General features: G+C 74.4%; 14 protein-coding genes and 1 pseudogene. 5 read left to right on the top strand and 10 right to left on the bottom strand.

Translation table 11 applies throughout. From position 1 onward, the window contains the following. Positions 1-97 precede the first annotated feature (97 nt). A complete protein-coding gene (locus D7M15_RS23915) occupies positions 98-1,279 on the top strand; it encodes an acyl-CoA dehydrogenase family protein (RefSeq protein WP_121519392.1) in 1,182 nt (393 codons plus the stop codon). Then, the gene (locus tag D7M15_RS23920) at positions 1,276-1,689 is read left to right on the top strand and encodes a RidA family protein (protein WP_121519393.1); all 414 of its coding nucleotides are present in this window, start codon (positions 1,276-1,278) and stop codon (positions 1,687-1,689) included. The genes D7M15_RS23915 and D7M15_RS23920 overlap by 4 nt, the downstream gene beginning before the upstream one ends. A 92-nt stretch (positions 1,690-1,781) precedes the next feature. Here D7M15_RS23920 and D7M15_RS23925 read toward each other — a convergent pair whose 3' ends face one another. After that, the gene (locus D7M15_RS23925) at positions 1,782-2,192 is read right to left on the bottom strand and encodes a VOC family protein (RefSeq protein WP_121519394.1); all 411 of its coding nucleotides are present in this window, start codon (positions 2,190-2,192) and stop codon (positions 1,782-1,784) included. 200 nt (positions 2,193-2,392) lie between these two features. On the opposite strand from D7M15_RS23925, the gene D7M15_RS23930 reads away from it, so the two are divergent. Further along, the gene (locus tag D7M15_RS23930) at positions 2,393-3,412 is read left to right on the top strand and encodes a hypothetical protein (protein ID WP_121519395.1); all 1,020 of its coding nucleotides are present in this window, start codon (positions 2,393-2,395) and stop codon (positions 3,410-3,412) included. 27 nt (positions 3,413-3,439) lie between these two features. On the opposite strand, the gene D7M15_RS23935 is transcribed toward D7M15_RS23930, so the two are convergent. The 7 genes and pseudogenes from D7M15_RS23935 to D7M15_RS23965 form a co-directional block, all read right to left on the bottom strand. Beyond that, a complete protein-coding gene (locus D7M15_RS23935) occupies positions 3,440-4,276 on the bottom strand; it encodes an isocitrate lyase/phosphoenolpyruvate mutase family protein (protein ID WP_240649726.1) in 837 nt (278 codons plus the stop codon). A gap of 68 nt (positions 4,277-4,344) precedes the next feature. Next, entirely contained in the window at positions 4,345-5,127 is a 783-nt protein-coding gene (locus tag D7M15_RS23940; protein ID WP_121519397.1) for a winged helix-turn-helix domain-containing protein, read from the bottom strand. A gap of 86 nt (positions 5,128-5,213) precedes the next feature. Beyond that, positions 5,214-6,062: an SAM-dependent methyltransferase gene (locus D7M15_RS23945; RefSeq protein ID WP_121519398.1), complete on the bottom strand. Its 849-nt coding sequence runs from the start codon at positions 6,060-6,062 to the stop codon at positions 5,214-5,216. Between the two features lie 161 nt (positions 6,063-6,223). Continuing rightward, positions 6,224-7,486 (bottom strand): ornithine--oxo-acid transaminase, encoded by a 1,263-nt coding sequence (gene rocD / locus D7M15_RS23950; protein WP_121519399.1) that lies wholly within the window; start codon positions 7,484-7,486, stop codon positions 6,224-6,226. Further along, on the bottom strand, positions 7,483-8,298 hold the full coding sequence (gene ddaH, locus D7M15_RS23955; RefSeq protein WP_165906322.1) for a dimethylargininase: 816 nt from the start codon (positions 8,296-8,298) through the stop codon (positions 7,483-7,485). Before ddaH ends, rocD begins: the two co-directional genes overlap by 4 nt. 292 nt (positions 8,299-8,590) lie before the next feature. Beyond that, positions 8,591-9,034 (bottom strand): annotated as a pseudogene (locus tag D7M15_RS23960) (Lrp/AsnC family transcriptional regulator); the annotation flags it as partial. A gap of 103 nt (positions 9,035-9,137) precedes the next feature. Then, positions 9,138-9,674 (bottom strand): isochorismatase family cysteine hydrolase, encoded by a 537-nt coding sequence (locus D7M15_RS23965; RefSeq protein WP_121519401.1) that lies wholly within the window; start codon positions 9,672-9,674, stop codon positions 9,138-9,140. Positions 9,675-9,856: 182 nt separating this feature from the next. Between D7M15_RS23965 and D7M15_RS23970 the strand changes: the two genes are divergently transcribed. Next, positions 9,857-11,752, top strand: a complete 1,896-nt coding sequence (locus D7M15_RS23970; protein ID WP_121519402.1) for a glycoside hydrolase family 15 protein — start codon at positions 9,857-9,859, stop codon at positions 11,750-11,752. A gap of 86 nt (positions 11,753-11,838) precedes the next feature. On the opposite strand, the gene D7M15_RS23975 is transcribed toward D7M15_RS23970, so the two are convergent. After that, positions 11,839-12,864, bottom strand: a complete 1,026-nt coding sequence (locus D7M15_RS23975) for a glycoside hydrolase family 43 protein (protein ID WP_240649727.1) — start codon at positions 12,862-12,864, stop codon at positions 11,839-11,841. Positions 12,865-13,244: 380 nt separating this feature from the next. Here D7M15_RS23975 and D7M15_RS23980 point away from each other — a divergent pair, with 380 nt between their 5' ends. Continuing rightward, the gene (locus D7M15_RS23980) at positions 13,245-13,655 is read left to right on the top strand and encodes a Rid family hydrolase (protein WP_121519403.1); all 411 of its coding nucleotides are present in this window, start codon (positions 13,245-13,247) and stop codon (positions 13,653-13,655) included. Positions 13,656-13,768: 113 nt separating this feature from the next. Here the strand turns inward: D7M15_RS23980 and D7M15_RS23985 are convergent, their stop codons facing one another. Further along, entirely contained in the window at positions 13,769-14,503 is a 735-nt protein-coding gene (locus tag D7M15_RS23985; RefSeq protein WP_121519404.1) for an SDR family oxidoreductase, read from the bottom strand. Positions 14,504-14,562 lie beyond the last annotated feature (59 nt).

The raw sequence follows: 14,562 nt of genomic DNA on the forward strand, positions 1-14,562 counted from the left end.
GTGCGGAAGGCGGTGGTTCCCGGCGTGCCGGCGTCCCGATGAGCGTAACGTGTTGGTGACGACAGTCAACGGGCCGCGATAAGGAAGGGCGTTGCCGATGCGGGCGTTCGCGCTGGAACCGGAGCAGCAGGAATGGTGCGCGGAACTGCGCACGCTCGCCACCGAACGGCTCCGCCCCCTCACCACCGGGCACGCGGAGGGCGACGGCAAGAGCCAGGGCCCCGGCGAGGGCGACGGGCAGCGGCCCGGCGCGGGCGGCGTGAACCGCCCGCTGGTCGCCGCCCTCGGCGACCTCGGCCTCCTCGCCCGCGTCTTCCCGTCCGGCGGCGCCCCCGCGTCCGCCCTGGACCTGTGCCTGCTGCGGGAGTCCCTGGCGTACGGCTGCACCGAGGCCGAGACCGCGCTCGCCCTCCAGGGCCTCGGCGCGTACCCGGTGGTGCGTTCCGGTACGGACGCGCAGCGTGCCCGCTGGCTGCCGGAGGTCGCCGCCGGACGGGCCGTCGCCGCCTTCGCGCTGAGCGAGCCCGGCGCGGGCTCCGACGCGGCGGCGCTGACGCTGGCCGCCCGCCCGGACGGGGCCGGGGGCTGGCGGCTGACCGGCACGAAGACCTGGATCTCCAACGCCCCGCACGCCGACTTCTACTCCGTCTTCGCCCGCACCGGGGAGGCGCCGGGCGCGCGCGGCGTCACCGCGTTCCTGGTGCCCGCCGACCGGCCCGGCCTCACCGGCGAGCCGCTGGACATGCTCTCCCCGCACCCCATCGGCACCCTCCACTTCGACGCGGTGCCGGTCGCGGCGGCGGACGTGCTGGGCGAGCCCGGCGGGGGCTTCGGTGTCGCGATGCGCACCCTCGACCTGTTCCGGCCCAGCGTCGGCGCCTTCGCGGTCGGCATGGCGCAGGCCGCCCTGGACGCCGCGCTCGCCCACGCCGCCCGGCGCGAGGCGTTCGGCGGCACCCTCCGGGACCTCCAGGCGGTGTCGCACCAGCTGGCCGAGACCGCCACGCGCGTGGAGTCCGCCCGGCTGCTGGTGTACGCGGCGGCCGCCGCGTACGACCGGGGTGACGAGGGCATCGCCCGGCGCGCCGCCATGGCGAAGCTGCACGCCACCGAGACCGCGCAGTACGCCGTCGACACCGCCGTGCAGATCCACGGCGCCGCCGCCCTCCAGCGCGGCCACCTCCTCGAACACCTCTACCGCGAGGTCCGCGCCCCCCGCATCTACGAGGGCGCCACCGAGGTGCAGCGCTCGATCATCGCGAAGGAGCTGTACCGGTGAGCCTCCACCGCACCAACCCCGAGGGCCTCGCGCCCCCCGCCGGTTTCTCGCACGCCGTCACCGCCACCGGGAACCGGCTGGTGTTCCTCGCCGGGCAGACCGCGCTGAACGCGGACGGCGTGATCGAGGGCGACGGCCTCACCGCCCAGTTCGACCGGGCCCTCGGCAACCTGCTGGCCGCGCTCCACGCCTCCGGCGGCACCCCGGCCGACCTCACCCGCGTCACCGTCTACACCACCGACGTGGCCGCGTACCGCGCGCGGGCCGCCGCCCTCGGCCGGGTCTGGCGGGCGCACGCCGGGCGCGACTACCCGGCGATGGCACTGATCGGGGTCGTACGCCTCTGGGACGAGGAGGCGCTGGTGGAACTGGACGGCATCGCGGTGCTGGACGACCCGGCGACGCCGTAGCACCTGCCGCCCGGCACGCCCGCGCCCGCCGTACGGCCCCCGTGGCGTCGTACGGCGGGCGCGGCGCGCGGGCGGCCCTCCCGTGGGACCGCTCAGCCCTGGGCGGCGGACATGTCCATCCACATGAACTCCCAGAGGTGGCCGTCCAGGTCGTAGACCGCCCGCCCGTACATGAAGCCCTCGTCCATCGGCTCCCGCACGGCCTGGGCGCCGTTCGCCAACGCGCTGTCGGCGAGCGCGTCGACGACCTCGCGGCTCTCCACGCCCAGACAGACGGTGGACCCCGTCGTCTTGTGGGCGTCGGCGACCTCCTTCGTCGTGAACGTCTGGAAGAACGACTCGACGAGCAGCATCGCGTGGATGCCGTTGTCCTCGTCGATCACCATCGACGCCGCGTTGTCGTCGCTGAACTGCTCGTTGAAGGAGAATCCCAGCTTGGTGAAGAACTCCCGGGAACGGGCGAGGTCCTTCACGGGGAGGTTCACGAAGATCGCCTTGGACATCGTTCTTCTCGTCTCTCTCGGTGCCCGCTCCGCTGCGGGCTCACGAAAGGACAGACGGCCCTCCCGCGCAGAACTCATCGGTCCGCGCGGGACGATGTGTAGCAACACCGAAACGATGCGCCCGCAACCACTCGTTCCGGGCCGCCCGCCGGTGCCACGATGCCCCTTCGGGGAACCGACACTCTGGGGAACGACCTGCGATGACGACCACACGGGACAACCTGCTGCGGGGCTCGGGCGACGCGCGCGCCGGGCTGCTGCTGCTCCTGTACGGCGCGGTGGTGCTCGCCTGGACCGTCCACGGCGGCTGGACGGGGTCCGCGCCCCTCGGGGACCTGCTGCTGGTGCTCGTCGACGCGTCCGTGCCCGCGCCGCCCGCGTACCTCGGCCCGTACGAGTGGGTGGCCGCCGCGGCCCTGATCACCGTCGGCGTGCTCGGCCTGCGGGGCGCGCCCGCCGCGCGGGGCGGGGCCGTGCTGCTCGGCGGCCTGCTGCTGGCGCTGTCGCTGCGCGAGACGGCGGGGCTGCTGGACGCCACGTACCGCGAGTCGTTCTTCGCCACCGGCATGGGCCGGTGGGCGCTGGCCACCCGGGTGCTGGGGCTGGCCGTCGCCGTCGCGGTGCTCGTCCTGACGCTCTCCCCGCGCGGCCGGGGCGCGTCCCGGCCGGAGGGTCGCGAACCGGGCCCGCCGGAGGGGCGCGGGCACCGGGCGGCCGGTGTCCTGCTGACCGTGCAGGGGCTGGCGAACACGGGCTGGTTCGCGTACAACGCCCATCTGCTGTGGGACGCCGGGAAGCTGGGGCACGGCGGCTACGTGCGCGTCGTCGTCGACCCCACTGTCCTCGCCGACCGCGTCGGCTACGGCACGAACGTCACCTTCTACGAGGCGGCCCTCGCCTGCGCCCTCCTCGCGGTGGGCCCGCTGCTGGTGCTGCGCCCGCGTGCGGCGCGGGGCGCGGCGCTCGTCCTCGCGGGCATCCTGCTGTACGTCGCCGTGCGCGGTGTCGTCGCGCTGGGCACGGTCGGGGAGTTCAGCCCGTACCTCCAGGAGGACGCCGCCGTGCTGCGGCTCGCCACGCTCGCCTTCGCGCTGGTCACCGCGTTGGTCACGTTGACGAGCACCGCGCGGGCCGCCGACCCGGCGGACGTGCCCGGCGGCGCGTACGCCCCGCCCGCCCCCGGCGACCACGGTCAGCCGCACGTGGGCGCGGGGCGCTGACGGGCCGTACGCCGGCGCGTGGCGCGCTCAGCCCGCCGCGCCGCCCGGGGCTTCCCACGGCTCCGCCCACGACTGCGCCTCCGCGTAGTCCGGCACCGGTCCGGGGTCGGCGTCCGGGTCGCGCACCCACCGGGCCAGGTCGACGGCCTGCCGTACGGCGGCGCGGAACAGCGACGAGCCGCAGCTGACGCGCCGTACGCCCAGCTCGGCCAGCCGCTCGTACGTGTGCCGGGCGGGCGCGAACAGCACGTTCAGGGGCGTGTCCGGAACCCCCGCACCGGCCGCGCGCAGGCCGTCCACGAGCGCCGCGACGTCCGCGTCGGCCACCAGCGCGGGGACGAACACCCCGTCGGCGCCCGCCCCGACGTACGCGCGCGCCCGTGCCAGCGCGGCCGGGACGGTGGGCTCGGCGCCGGACCAGTGGGTGTCCGTACGGGCGTTGAGGAACAGTCCGGGTGCCGCCTCCCGCACCGCGCGCAGCACCGCGCACTGCCGGGCCACGGGGACGAGGGTGCCGTCGGGGCGGCCGTCCTCCAGGTTGATCCCCGCGACGCCCGCCTCCGCCAACTCGGCTGCGAGGTAAGCCACTTCGGCCGGGTCCGAGCTGAAGCCGCCCTCGACGTCGACGCTCACCGGCACGGGCAGCCGGGCCAGCCGCGTGCCCAGCGCCAGCGTCTCCGCCCGCGCCGCGCCCGCCCCGTCCGGCAGCCCGGCCGCCGCGGCGACGCCGAGGCTGGTCGTGCCCACGGCCTCGAAACCGGCGCGGTGCAGGGCGGCGGCCGAGGCGTGGTCCCAGGCGTTCGGCAGCAGCAGCGGCCGGTCGCGGTGGTGCAGCGCCCGGAACGCCGCCGCGCGCGACGGCACACCCCGACCCGCGCCCGTACGCGCACCCGCGCCCGTACCGGCGGCGCCCGTCGCGCCGTCCCGCGCGCTCACGCCCGGCCCCGGCCCGGCGCCGTACGGGCGTCGTCCCCGCCGCCGAGCGCCGCCAGCACCTCCGGCGCCACGCCCAGCGCGCCGAGCGCGTCCAGCCCGCGCGGGGTCACGCGCAGGGCCCGCGCGGTACCGACGCGCGCGCACCAGCCGTCCGCCAGGGCGTACGCGCACAGGGCGGCGCCCGCCTGCCCGGCGAGGTGCGTGCGGCGTTCCGTCCAGTCCAGGCAGGCGCGGGCGACGGGCCGCCCGCCGGGCCGGGGAGCGAACTCCACGCCCCGCCGCCGGAACCACGCCAGCCCCGCGTCCGTCACCGCGAACCCCGCCGACTCCGCCAGCAGACCGCGCCGCAGCAGCGCGTCGGTGAGCCCCACGCCGAGACCGCCCGCGAGGTGGTCGTAGCAGGTGCGGGCGCGGGCCATGGCCGCGTCGGCCGAGGCGCGCCGCAGCCCGCGCGGGCCCGGCGGTACGGGCGGTGGACCGGCGTGCGCGGCCAGGTCCTCGACGAGCTGGGCGAGGCCGGGGTCGGCGAGGCGTACGTACCGGTGCCGACCCTGCCGGACCTCCGCGAGCAGCCCGCCGCCCACCAGCCGGTCGAGGTGCCCGCTGGCGGTGGGCGCCGCCACTCCCGCCAGCCGCGCCAACTCGCCCGCCGTCCAGGCCCGTCCGTCCAGCAGCGCCAGGCAGAAGCGGGCCCGCGTCGGGTCGGCCAGCAGTCCCGCCAGCCGCGCGAGCGCGGGCGCGGAGCCGCCCGCCGTGTCCCCGTACCGTGGTGCGTCCATCCGCCCATGGTGCGCCCGGCACGTTTCGGCCGCCGCCGAACGGTCGCGGGCGGGGCCCTGGCGGAACGGTTCCGCGGTGGCGCGCGCTACGGCTTGCGGAGCAGGCCGCCGTACTCGTAGATGCTCTTGTCGCGTTCCGTCGCGCCCACGTACGGCGCCAGCTCCGGGTCCACCGCGGCGAGCGGCGGCTGGTCGGGGTCCGGGCGCCAGTCGACCAGGTTCACCAGGCCAGGGGCGACCGGCTCCAGCCCGTCGAGGAACGCGTCGACCTCGCCGGGCGTGCGCGTCCGCCAGGGGATGCCCTTGCCGGAGATGTGCGCGCTCATGGCGGCGCCCGTGTCCGGGTCGTCGGCCACGACCTGCGACAGACCGAGGTAACTGCCGGGCGCCGCGCGGTCGATGACGGTGCGCAGGACCCGGCGGGGGTCGTCCGCGTCGGTCAGGTGGTGCACGACGGAGAGGAACAGCACCGCCACCGGCTCGTCGAAGTCGATGAGGCGCGCGACGTCCTCGTGCGCCAGTACGGACTCCTGGTCGCGCATGTCCGCGGTGATCACGGAGGTGGTGTCGGCGGCGAGCCGCGCGTGCCCGTGGGTGAGCACGACCGGGTCGATGTCGACGTACACGACGTGCGCGTCCGGCACGAAGCGCCGCGCGACCTGGTGCACGTTGTCGTTCGTGGGGAGGCCGCAGCCCATGTCGAGGAACTGGCGGATACCGGCCTCCTGCGCGAGGTGGCGCACCAGCCGGTAGAGGAACTGCCGGTTCTGCCGGGCCACGTCCACGCACTGCGGGAAGGTCGGCAGGGTGCCGACGAGGAACCGCCGGTCGACCTCGTAGTTGTCCTTGCCGCCGAGCATCCACCCGTAGGCCCTGGCCGAGGTCGGCACTCCCTCGGCGCCCGGGGTGGCCCCGGTCCGGTCGTCGCTGGCCATGTCGCGTCCTCCGGCCGCTCGGGGCCCGGCGTCGGTCGGGCCCGCTTCCGTGCAGCCTACCCGCGTACGCCGTAGGGGAGTTGACGGGATGTCGGCCGCCGACGGTACGCGGCGCGGGTCAGCGCGGGCCGCCGGGGGTGCCGGGGCCCGCGCCCGAGGGCCTACTCCGCCAGCACCCGTTCCAGGGCGGTCAGCGCCGAGCGCAGCTCGTCCACCGTGATCGTCAGCGGCGGAGCCAGCCGGATCGTCGAACCGTGCGTGTCCTTCACCAACACGCCCTCCGCCAGCAGCCGTTCGCTGACCTCGCGGCCCGTGCCGACCGCCGGGTCGACGTCCACGCCCGCCCACAGGCCGCGTACGCGGTACCCGACGACGCCGCGCCCGGTCAGCGCCGACAGCCCCTCGACCAGTACGGCCTCCAGGTCCCGCGCGCGCCGCTGGTACTCGCCGGTGCGCAGCAGGTCCACGACCGCCGAACCGACCGCCGCCGCCAGCGGGTTGCCGCCGAACGTCGAACCGTGCTCGCCCGGCCGCAGCACCGCCATCACCTCGCGCCGCCCCACCACCGCCGACACCGGGACGATGCCGCCGCCCAGCGCCTTGCCCAGCAGCAGCAGGTCCGGCAGCACCGACTCGTGGTCGACGGCGAGGGTCGTGCCCGTACGGCCCAGCCCGGACTGGATCTCGTCCGCGATGAACAGGGTGTTCGTACGCCGGGTCAGCTCCCGTACGCCCGCGAGGTAGCCGTCCGACGGGATGAGCACGCCCGCCTCGCCCTGGATCGGCTCGATCAGCACGGCCGCCGTCGTCTCGTCGACGGCCGCCTCCAGCGCGGCCAGGTCGTCGTACGGCACGGTGCGGAAGCCGGGCGTGAACGGGCCGAAGCCGTCCCGGGCCGTGGGATCGTCGGAGAAGCTGACGATGGTGGTCGTGCGGCCGTGGAAGTTGCCGCCCGCCACGACGATCGTGGCCTGGTCGGCGGGGACGCCCTTCACCTCGTACGCCCACTTGCGGGCGATCTTGATGCCGCTCTCCACGGCCTCCGCGCCCGTGTTCATCGGCAGCGTCACGTCCAGGCCGGTCAGGGCGGCCAGGCCCTCCGCGAAGCCCGCGAGGCGGTCGTGGTGGAAGGCGCGCGAGGTCAGCGTGACCTGGTCCAGCTGCTGCCGGGCCGCGTCGAGGAGGGTGGGGTGCCGGTGGCCGAAGTTGAGCGCGGAGTACCCGGCGAGCAGGTCGAGGTAGCGCCGCCCCTCCACGTCCTCGACCCACACGCCCTCGGCGCGGGCCACGACGACGGGCAGCGGGTGGTAGTTGTGCGCGACGGCGGTGTCCTCGGCGCGGATCAGCTCCGCCGAGGATCGCGCGCCGCCGTCCGTGGGGCCGGAACCGTTCGCCGTACGGGAGGGAGCTGGGGTCGTGGTCATGCGGAACGGACCTCCTGGGTGCAGCACTTGATGCCGCCACCGGCCTTGTGCAGTTCGGACAGGTCGACGGGGACGGGGACGTAGCCGTGTGCGGACAGCTGCTCGACCAGCCCCTCCGCCTGCGGCGCGACCACGACGTGGCGGCCGTCGGAGACGGAGTTGAGGCCGAACGCGAGCGCGTCCTCGCGCGTCGCGAGGAGCGCGTCGGGGAACAGTCCGCGCAGCACCTCGCGGCTGCCGGGGGAGAAGGCCCCGGGGTAGTAGCAGACGTTCTCGTCGTCGAGGGCGAAGAGGGCCGTGTCCAGGTGGTAGAAGTACGGGTCGGTCAGGCGCAGCCCGACCGTCGGCACCCCCAGCAGCTCCTGTGCCTCGTGGTGCGCGGTGAGCGTGGTGCGGAATCCCGTACCGGCCAGCACCCAGCGGCCCGCGGGCACGAGGTCGCCCTCGCCCTCGCTGACCGTCTCGGGCATGTGCACGTCGAACCCCGCGGCCTTGAACCACGCCTGGAACGCGGCCGCCTCGGGCCGCCGTTCCTCGGCGTGGAAGCGCGCGCCGAGCACCCGCCCGCCGAGCGTGACCGCGCCGTTCGCGGCGAACACCATGTCGGGCAGGCCGGGCACCGGCTCCACGGTGTCCACCGTGTGCCCCAGTTCGCGGTAGGTGTCGGCCAGGCGCGTCCACTGGGCGAGCGCCAGGGCGCGGTCGACTCCGCCGTCGACCCGCATCCACGGGTTGATGGCGTAGCGCACGTCGAAGTGCCGGGGCTCGCAGAGGAGATAGCGGCGCCGGCGCGCGACACGGGAGGTCTTCACCAGAGGGCGTCCTCTCGTCGAAGGGATTGCCTCAACGGTAGGAACGCCGGGCTGGCGGCCACAAGCGGCGAGGATTGCGCGTACGCGCACGGATCGTGCGTCGCGGGCGCCCTCAGTGGCGCTTCTTTGCGTGCGGCCGACCACGGCCGCCGCGCGGCCCCGGTACGTCGCGCGGACCGGGGCCGTCGCCCGTCGCCCGTACGGGTGGCGGGCCGGGCGCGTCCGCCGCCGCGGCGGCGTCGGGGCCGGTGACACCGTCCGGTCCCGCGACCGCGCCGCCCTCCGTGCCGACGGGCAGCAGGTGGCTCAGCACGATCACGCTGTTCGTCCAGTGCACGAACGGCTCCGCCCGGATGCGCTCCAGCACCTCCTCGAAGTGCTCGATGTCGGCGGCCCGGATGTGCAGCAGCGCGTCCGCGTCCCCCGTGACCGTCATGGCGCCCACCACCTCCGGGTACGTACGGGCCACCTCCGCCATCCGGCGCGGCGGCGCCGCCCCCTCGCAGTGCACCTCGACGTACGCCTCGGTGCGCCAGCCCAGCGCGCCCGGCCGGACGAGCGCGGTGAACCCGGTGATCACGTCCGCCTCGCGCATCCGGTCGACGCGCCGCTTCACGGCGGCGGGGGACAGGTCGACCTCGCGGCCGATCTCCACGAAACTCGTCCTGGCGTTGGCCACGAGCGCCGAGAGGATCTTGCGGTCGAGGTCGTCGAGGGTGAGCGGCCGGTGCGTCATGCCGGAGTGGCTACCCAGCGCGGGGCCCGTCCGCACGGCCGGCCCGCGCCCGGGGCACGGACCGGCCGCCGTCAGACCCGGCCGCCGTCAGACGCGACCGCCGTCAGAACTCGATCTCGTCGGCCGGGACGACGGCTGCCCGCATGTTGCGTTCCATCATGGTGAGCGCCGCGGGGGCCAGGTCGTCGTGGATGTGCGCGACCGCGTCCTTCGGCACGCTCACCCGCAGGTGGCGGATGTGCGCGTCGAGAGCCGAGTAGAGGACGCACTGCTCCGTCACCTGACCGGTGAGGACCACGTGGTCCACACCCAGGCGCGTCAGCAGATAGCCGAGCGGCGTCTCGTAGAAGATCGAGTGCCGCGCCTTCACCACGAACAGCGAGTCCGCGTCCGGCTGGACCGGCCGGACCAGCTCGGACCGGGGGCCCGCCAGCGCCTTGTCGAGGATCTCGCCGTGGTGGGAGCGCCATTCGCCGAAGTTGTCGTTGACGTAGACGACGGGCACCCCGGTGGCCCGAGCCCGTTCGAGCAGGCGGACGACCCGCGGCAGCGCCGAGCGGACGGAGGGGATGAGCAGTTCCGCGTCCGCGTGCTCGTAGGTGTTGATCATGTCGATCACGATCAGCGCGCTTTTCCTCATGCCGCCGATGCTGCCACCCCGCCGCGGGCCGCCCCCGCAAGCCGGGGCGCGGGTGTCGGTACGGCGGGAAGCCGCCCGGTTCTGGCATACCGGTGCGGGGAACGCGCCCCGCGTACCCGCCCCGCCGGGGCGTGCCCCACCGGTGCCCGCCACCGGTGCGAACGGAGGAGGAACACCGCCGGATGAGCGAGCACTTCACGGACGACGACGCCCACCAGCCGTACCTGCCCGTCGCCGAACACGGACTGATCGGCGACCTGCGCACGGCGGCACTCGTCGGCACGGACGGGCGCGTCGACTGGTTCTGCGCCCCCCGGTTCGACTCGCCCAGCGTCTTCGGCGCGCTGCTCGACGCCGACCGCGGCGGCTGCTGGCGGATCGACGCGACCCGTGAGGTCGCCACCCACCAGCAGTTCTACGTGCCCGACACCAACATCCTGGTGACGCGCGTGCTCACCCGGGACGGCATGGTCGAACTCCAGGACTTCATGCCCGTGCTGCGCGCCCGCGACCCGGAGCATCGGCAGCGACTCGTACGGCGCGTCAGCTGCGTACGGGGCCGGATGCGGCTGCGTACGCGGATCACCCCGGGCTTCGACTACGCCCGCGCGCCGCACACGGCGGTCGCGCACGGGAACGCCGTGGAGTTCCGCTCCGGCGACGCGCGGATCACGGTGCGCGGCACCGTACCGCTGGAGGTCGTCGGTGAACCGGCGGCGGCGTGCGGGGAGTTCGAGCTGCGGCAGGGGGAGGAGGCGCTGTTCGTCCTGGAGTGCGGAGCCCCGGAGGGCGGAGCCCGGGCGGAGGTGACGTCGGGCGAGGTGGCCGAACTCTTCGACGGGACCGTGCGGTTCTGGCGTACGTGGCTCTCCCGGTCGGCGTACACCGGCCGTTGGCGGGAGACGGTGCACCGCTCCGCGCTGACGCTGAAGCTGCTCACGCACGAGCCGAGCGGCGCCGTCGTGGCGGCCCCGACGCTCGGCCTGCCCGAGGTGGAGGGCGGCGAACGGAACTGGGACTACCGCTACGTCTGGCCCCGCGACGCCGCCTTCTCGCTCTACGCGCTGCTGCGCCTCGGCTTCACGGACGAGGCGGAGGCGTTCGTCGCCTGGCTGACCCGCTGCCTCGGTGACGCCGGCGGTGACTCCGAAGCCGACGGGGACGGCGGCGGGGAGGGCACGGGGGAAGGCCCCCTGCGCGCGCTGTACTCCATCGACGGCGTGCCCGCGCCGGACGAGCGGATCCTCGACCACCTGCACGGCTACCGCGGCGCGTCCCCCGTACGGCTGGGCAACGGCGCGTCCGGCCAGTGCCAACTCGACGTCTACGGCGAGATCGTGGACTCCATCTACCTCTTCGACAAGCACGGTTCCGGCATCTCCCACCGGACGTGGCAGGACCTGCGCCGGGTGCTGGACTGGCTGCTGGAGCACTGGGACCGCCCGGACGAGTCGATCTGGGAGGCCCGTGTCGGGCGCCGCAACCACACCTTCTCGCGCCTGATGAGCTGGGTGGCCGTCGAACGGATGGTGCGCATGGCGCGCCGCCGCGGACTGCCCGCCGACCTGGAACGCTGGTGCCGCGTGCGGGACGAGATCCACGAGCAGATCATGGAACGCGGCTGGAACCCCGAACTGGGCGCTTTCGTGCAGGAGTTGGCGGACGAGGGCGGCGAGCCGACGGCCGTGCTCGACGCGTCGCTGCTCCTGATGCCGATGGTGAAGTTCCTGTCCCCGACCGACCCCCTGTTCACCTCGACGATGGACGCGGTACGGCGGGGGCTGGTGACGGACTCGCTCGTCTTCCGCTACGACCCCGACGCCGCGCCGGACGGACTGGACGGCGAGGAGGGCACGTTCTCGCTCTGCTCGTTCTGGTGGGTGGAGGCCCTGACCCGCGGCGGGCACGTGGACGAGGCGCGGCTGGCGCTGGAGAAGATGTTCACCTACTCCAACCACGTGGGCCTCTACGGTGAGCAGATCGCCGTCACCGGGCAGCAGTTGGGGAACTTCCCGCAGGCGTTCACGCATCTCGCGCTGATCAGCGCGGCCGTCAACCTGGACCGCGCGATGAGTTGAGCGCGGAGCTTCCAACGCGGGTGATCAGGCCTTGAGTTGGGCCGGTGGTCGGGCGCGGGCGGCACCGCCCGCGCCCGACCGGCGCGTCACTCGAAGAACTTGAGACTCCAGCCGGTGTCACTCGTCGGCCCCGGCACGTTCGCCCGCCGGTAGGTGGTGTCGCCCCACCAGGTGAACGTGCCGGTGTACCAGTAGCGGTTCCCCCACTCGTACGGCGTCCCCTTCGGCACCGCGTGGAACATCAGCGGGAACCGGGGCCCGGCGGGCGGGCTGGTGCCGATGTCGCCGTCGAGGAGGACGAACGTGTGGTGCCCGGGGCCGTTCACGTGCAGCGTCGGGTCCCAACCGGCCATCATGGTGTCGCGGTTGGAGCCGAAGAGGCAGCCGTTCGACTTGTACCAGTCCCAGACGTACGTCGGGTCGCCGCCCGCGCGCAGCCGCAGGTCCGCGAGGCAGTACTGCTCGCTCCAGCTCCCGTTCGCGGAGTAGACCACGTGCAGCTGCCCGTTCGGGTCCCGTACGGCCTCCGGCGCCTCGTTGATGAACGGGTCACCGACGACGCGTTCCCAGGGCTCGCGCGGCTGGGAGATGACGTATCGGGGGCCGGTCGGCGTGGTCGGGTCGCTCATCGCCACGAGGTACAGGTTCTGCTCCACGTTGGTGTCGCCCGCCCACCCCGACCAGAGGAACCAGCGCCGCCCCTCGAAGGTGAACAGCGTGCCGTCGACGGCCCACTTGTCGTCCGGCAGGGCCAGCTTCGACGCGGCGCCGTAACCGCTGTCCGGTCCGGCCGAGTGGATCACGTACATGCGGTGGGCCGGGCCGCGACCGGCGGAGAAGTAGATGTAGTAGCGCCCGCCGTCGCGGACGATCTCGGGTGCCCAGACCTCGCCCAGGTTCCCGGCGTCGGACCAGACGGTCCGCGCGGGCGCCCCGGCCAGCTCCTCGGTCGACGGCGCCTGGCGTACGACGATCGCGCCGCCCGTCGACTGCGCGGACACGTACGTACTCCCCACGCGGAGCACGCTGGGGTCGGCCGCGCGCAGCGTGGTCTGCCCGGCCTCGGCCTCGCCGGGGACGGTGAGGAGGGCGGCGGCCAGCAGCGCGGTGATCCCCGCGGCGGTCAGGCGGAGCGGCGAGCGGACGCGTCCGGTGCGGGTGCGTCCGATGCGGAGGCGTCTCGTACGGCTGTCTCTCGGGCGGGTGCGTCTCACGTCCACGGTCCACGGTCCTTCGCTCGGCTCCGGCGGGTGCGGAGCGGTGGGGAGAAAGGCGGTGCGCAGAAGAGGTGCGGAGGAGGTACGGGCCGAAGGGGCGTCGGCCGCGCCTCCGGGGTGCCGAATGTGCCGCATCGCGGCAAAGCACGACACTCGCAGCTTCCAGCGTTGTAACGGACATGTCAATACGCGCGGTGACGCCCGCTCGCGAGGGCGGCCCCGGCGCGCGGGAAACCCCGGTGCGTACGGGCGCCACGCCGGTCAGACTCGGGGCCATGACGGAGAAGATCACCCGTATCAACCCCGAGCCCCTGCACGAGATGCCCGGCTACCACCACGTCACCGTGGTCGAGGCGGGCCGTACGGCTCATCTCGCCGGGCAGTGCCCACTCGGCCGGAACGGCGACCTCGTCGGCCCCGGTTCCCCCGAAGCGCAGGTCGACCAGGTCGTCGCGAACGCGCTCACCGCCCTCGCCGCGGTGCGCGCCCGGCCGGAGCACGTCGTGCGGTCGGTCGTCTACGTACGGAGCGAGGACCGCGAGGTGCTCGCCGCCGTCTGGAGCCGACTGACCGCCTCCGCCCTCGGCTCCGCCTTCACCACCGCCAGCACGCTCCTGGGCGTCGCCCAACTCGGCTTCCCCGGACAGCTCGTCGAGGTGGACCTCACCGCGGCGCTGCCCGACTGACGCCGTACGCACGGCCCCGGGGCGCCGTGGCCCCCGCCGGTCCGGTTCGCGGTCCGGTTCGCGGTCCGGTTCGCGGTCCGGCGGGGGCTCGGCGCTTCTCGCGCCCGCGCGTCTCACACCTGCGCGTACCCGCCGTCGGCGTGGAACTCGGCGCCGTTGACGTAACTCGACGCGTCCGAGGCGAGGAACGTCGTCAGGGCGGCGATCTCCTCGGGGTCGGCGAGCCGACCGAGGGGGATGTCGGCCTCGGCCTGCCGGAGCACCTCCGACGGCACCAGCTCCAGCAGGCCCGCGGTGCGCGTGGCGCCGGGGGACACGACGTTGACGCGGAAGCCCTGGGCGCGGGCGTCGCGGGCCCAACCGCGGGCGAGGGTGCGGATGGCGGCCTTGGAGGCGCCGTAGACCTCCAGTCCCGGATCGGGCCGGGTCGCCGCCGTCGAACCGGTCAGGATCACCGAGGCGTTGTCACCGAGCAGGGGCAGCGCCTGCTGGACGGTGAAGATCGTGCCCTTGACGTTGGTGGCGAAGATCGAGTCGATCACCTCCTCCGTCACCTCCCCGAGCGGGGCGGCGGTACCGATACCGGCGTTGGCGACCAGTACGTCGACGCGTCCGGCCCGTTCACGCACGGTCTCGTAGAACGCGTCGAGCTGCGACGGCACCGACGCGTCGCAGACCACGCTGGTCACGCCGGACCCGAGCGCGGTGACCGCGGCGTCGAGCGCGTCCTTCCGGCGGCCCGTGACGAACACCGTGGCGCCCTCGTCGCGGAACGCGCGCGCGGTCGCGTACCCGATGCCGCTGCTCGCTCCGGTGACCACGGCGATCTTGTTCTCCAGCACGCCCATGGCGGCCTCCTCAAGTTATGAACCGATAGGTCCATAACCATAACCCGAATATGGACCGT

The organism is Streptomyces sp. Z26 (assembly GCF_003665095.1).
Classification (GTDB): Bacteria; Actinomycetota; Actinomycetes; order Streptomycetales; family Streptomycetaceae; genus Streptomyces; species Streptomyces phytohabitans.

Coding starts and splice junctions, on each gene's coding strand:
- D7M15_RS23915 (WP_121519392.1), top strand. CDS start 98: ATGCGGGCGTTCGCGCTGGAACCGGAGCAGCAGGAATGGTGCGCGGAA.
- D7M15_RS23925 (WP_121519394.1), bottom strand. CDS start 2,192: ATGTCCAAGGCGATCTTCGTGAACCTCCCCGTGAAGGACCTCGCCCGT.
- D7M15_RS23930 (WP_121519395.1), top strand. CDS start 2,393: ATGACGACCACACGGGACAACCTGCTGCGGGGCTCGGGCGACGCGCGC.
- D7M15_RS23940 (WP_121519397.1), bottom strand. CDS start 5,127: ATGGACGCACCACGGTACGGGGACACGGCGGGCGGCTCCGCGCCCGCG.
- D7M15_RS23945 (WP_121519398.1), bottom strand. CDS start 6,062: ATGGCCAGCGACGACCGGACCGGGGCCACCCCGGGCGCCGAGGGAGTG.
- rocD (WP_121519399.1), bottom strand. CDS start 7,486: ATGACCACGACCCCAGCTCCCTCCCGTACGGCGAACGGTTCCGGCCCC.
- D7M15_RS23965 (WP_121519401.1), bottom strand. CDS start 9,674: ATGAGGAAAAGCGCGCTGATCGTGATCGACATGATCAACACCTACGAG.
- D7M15_RS23970 (WP_121519402.1), top strand. CDS start 9,857: ATGAGCGAGCACTTCACGGACGACGACGCCCACCAGCCGTACCTGCCC.
- D7M15_RS23980 (WP_121519403.1), top strand. CDS start 13,245: ATGACGGAGAAGATCACCCGTATCAACCCCGAGCCCCTGCACGAGATG.
- D7M15_RS23985 (WP_121519404.1), bottom strand. CDS start 14,503: ATGGGCGTGCTGGAGAACAAGATCGCCGTGGTCACCGGAGCGAGCAGC.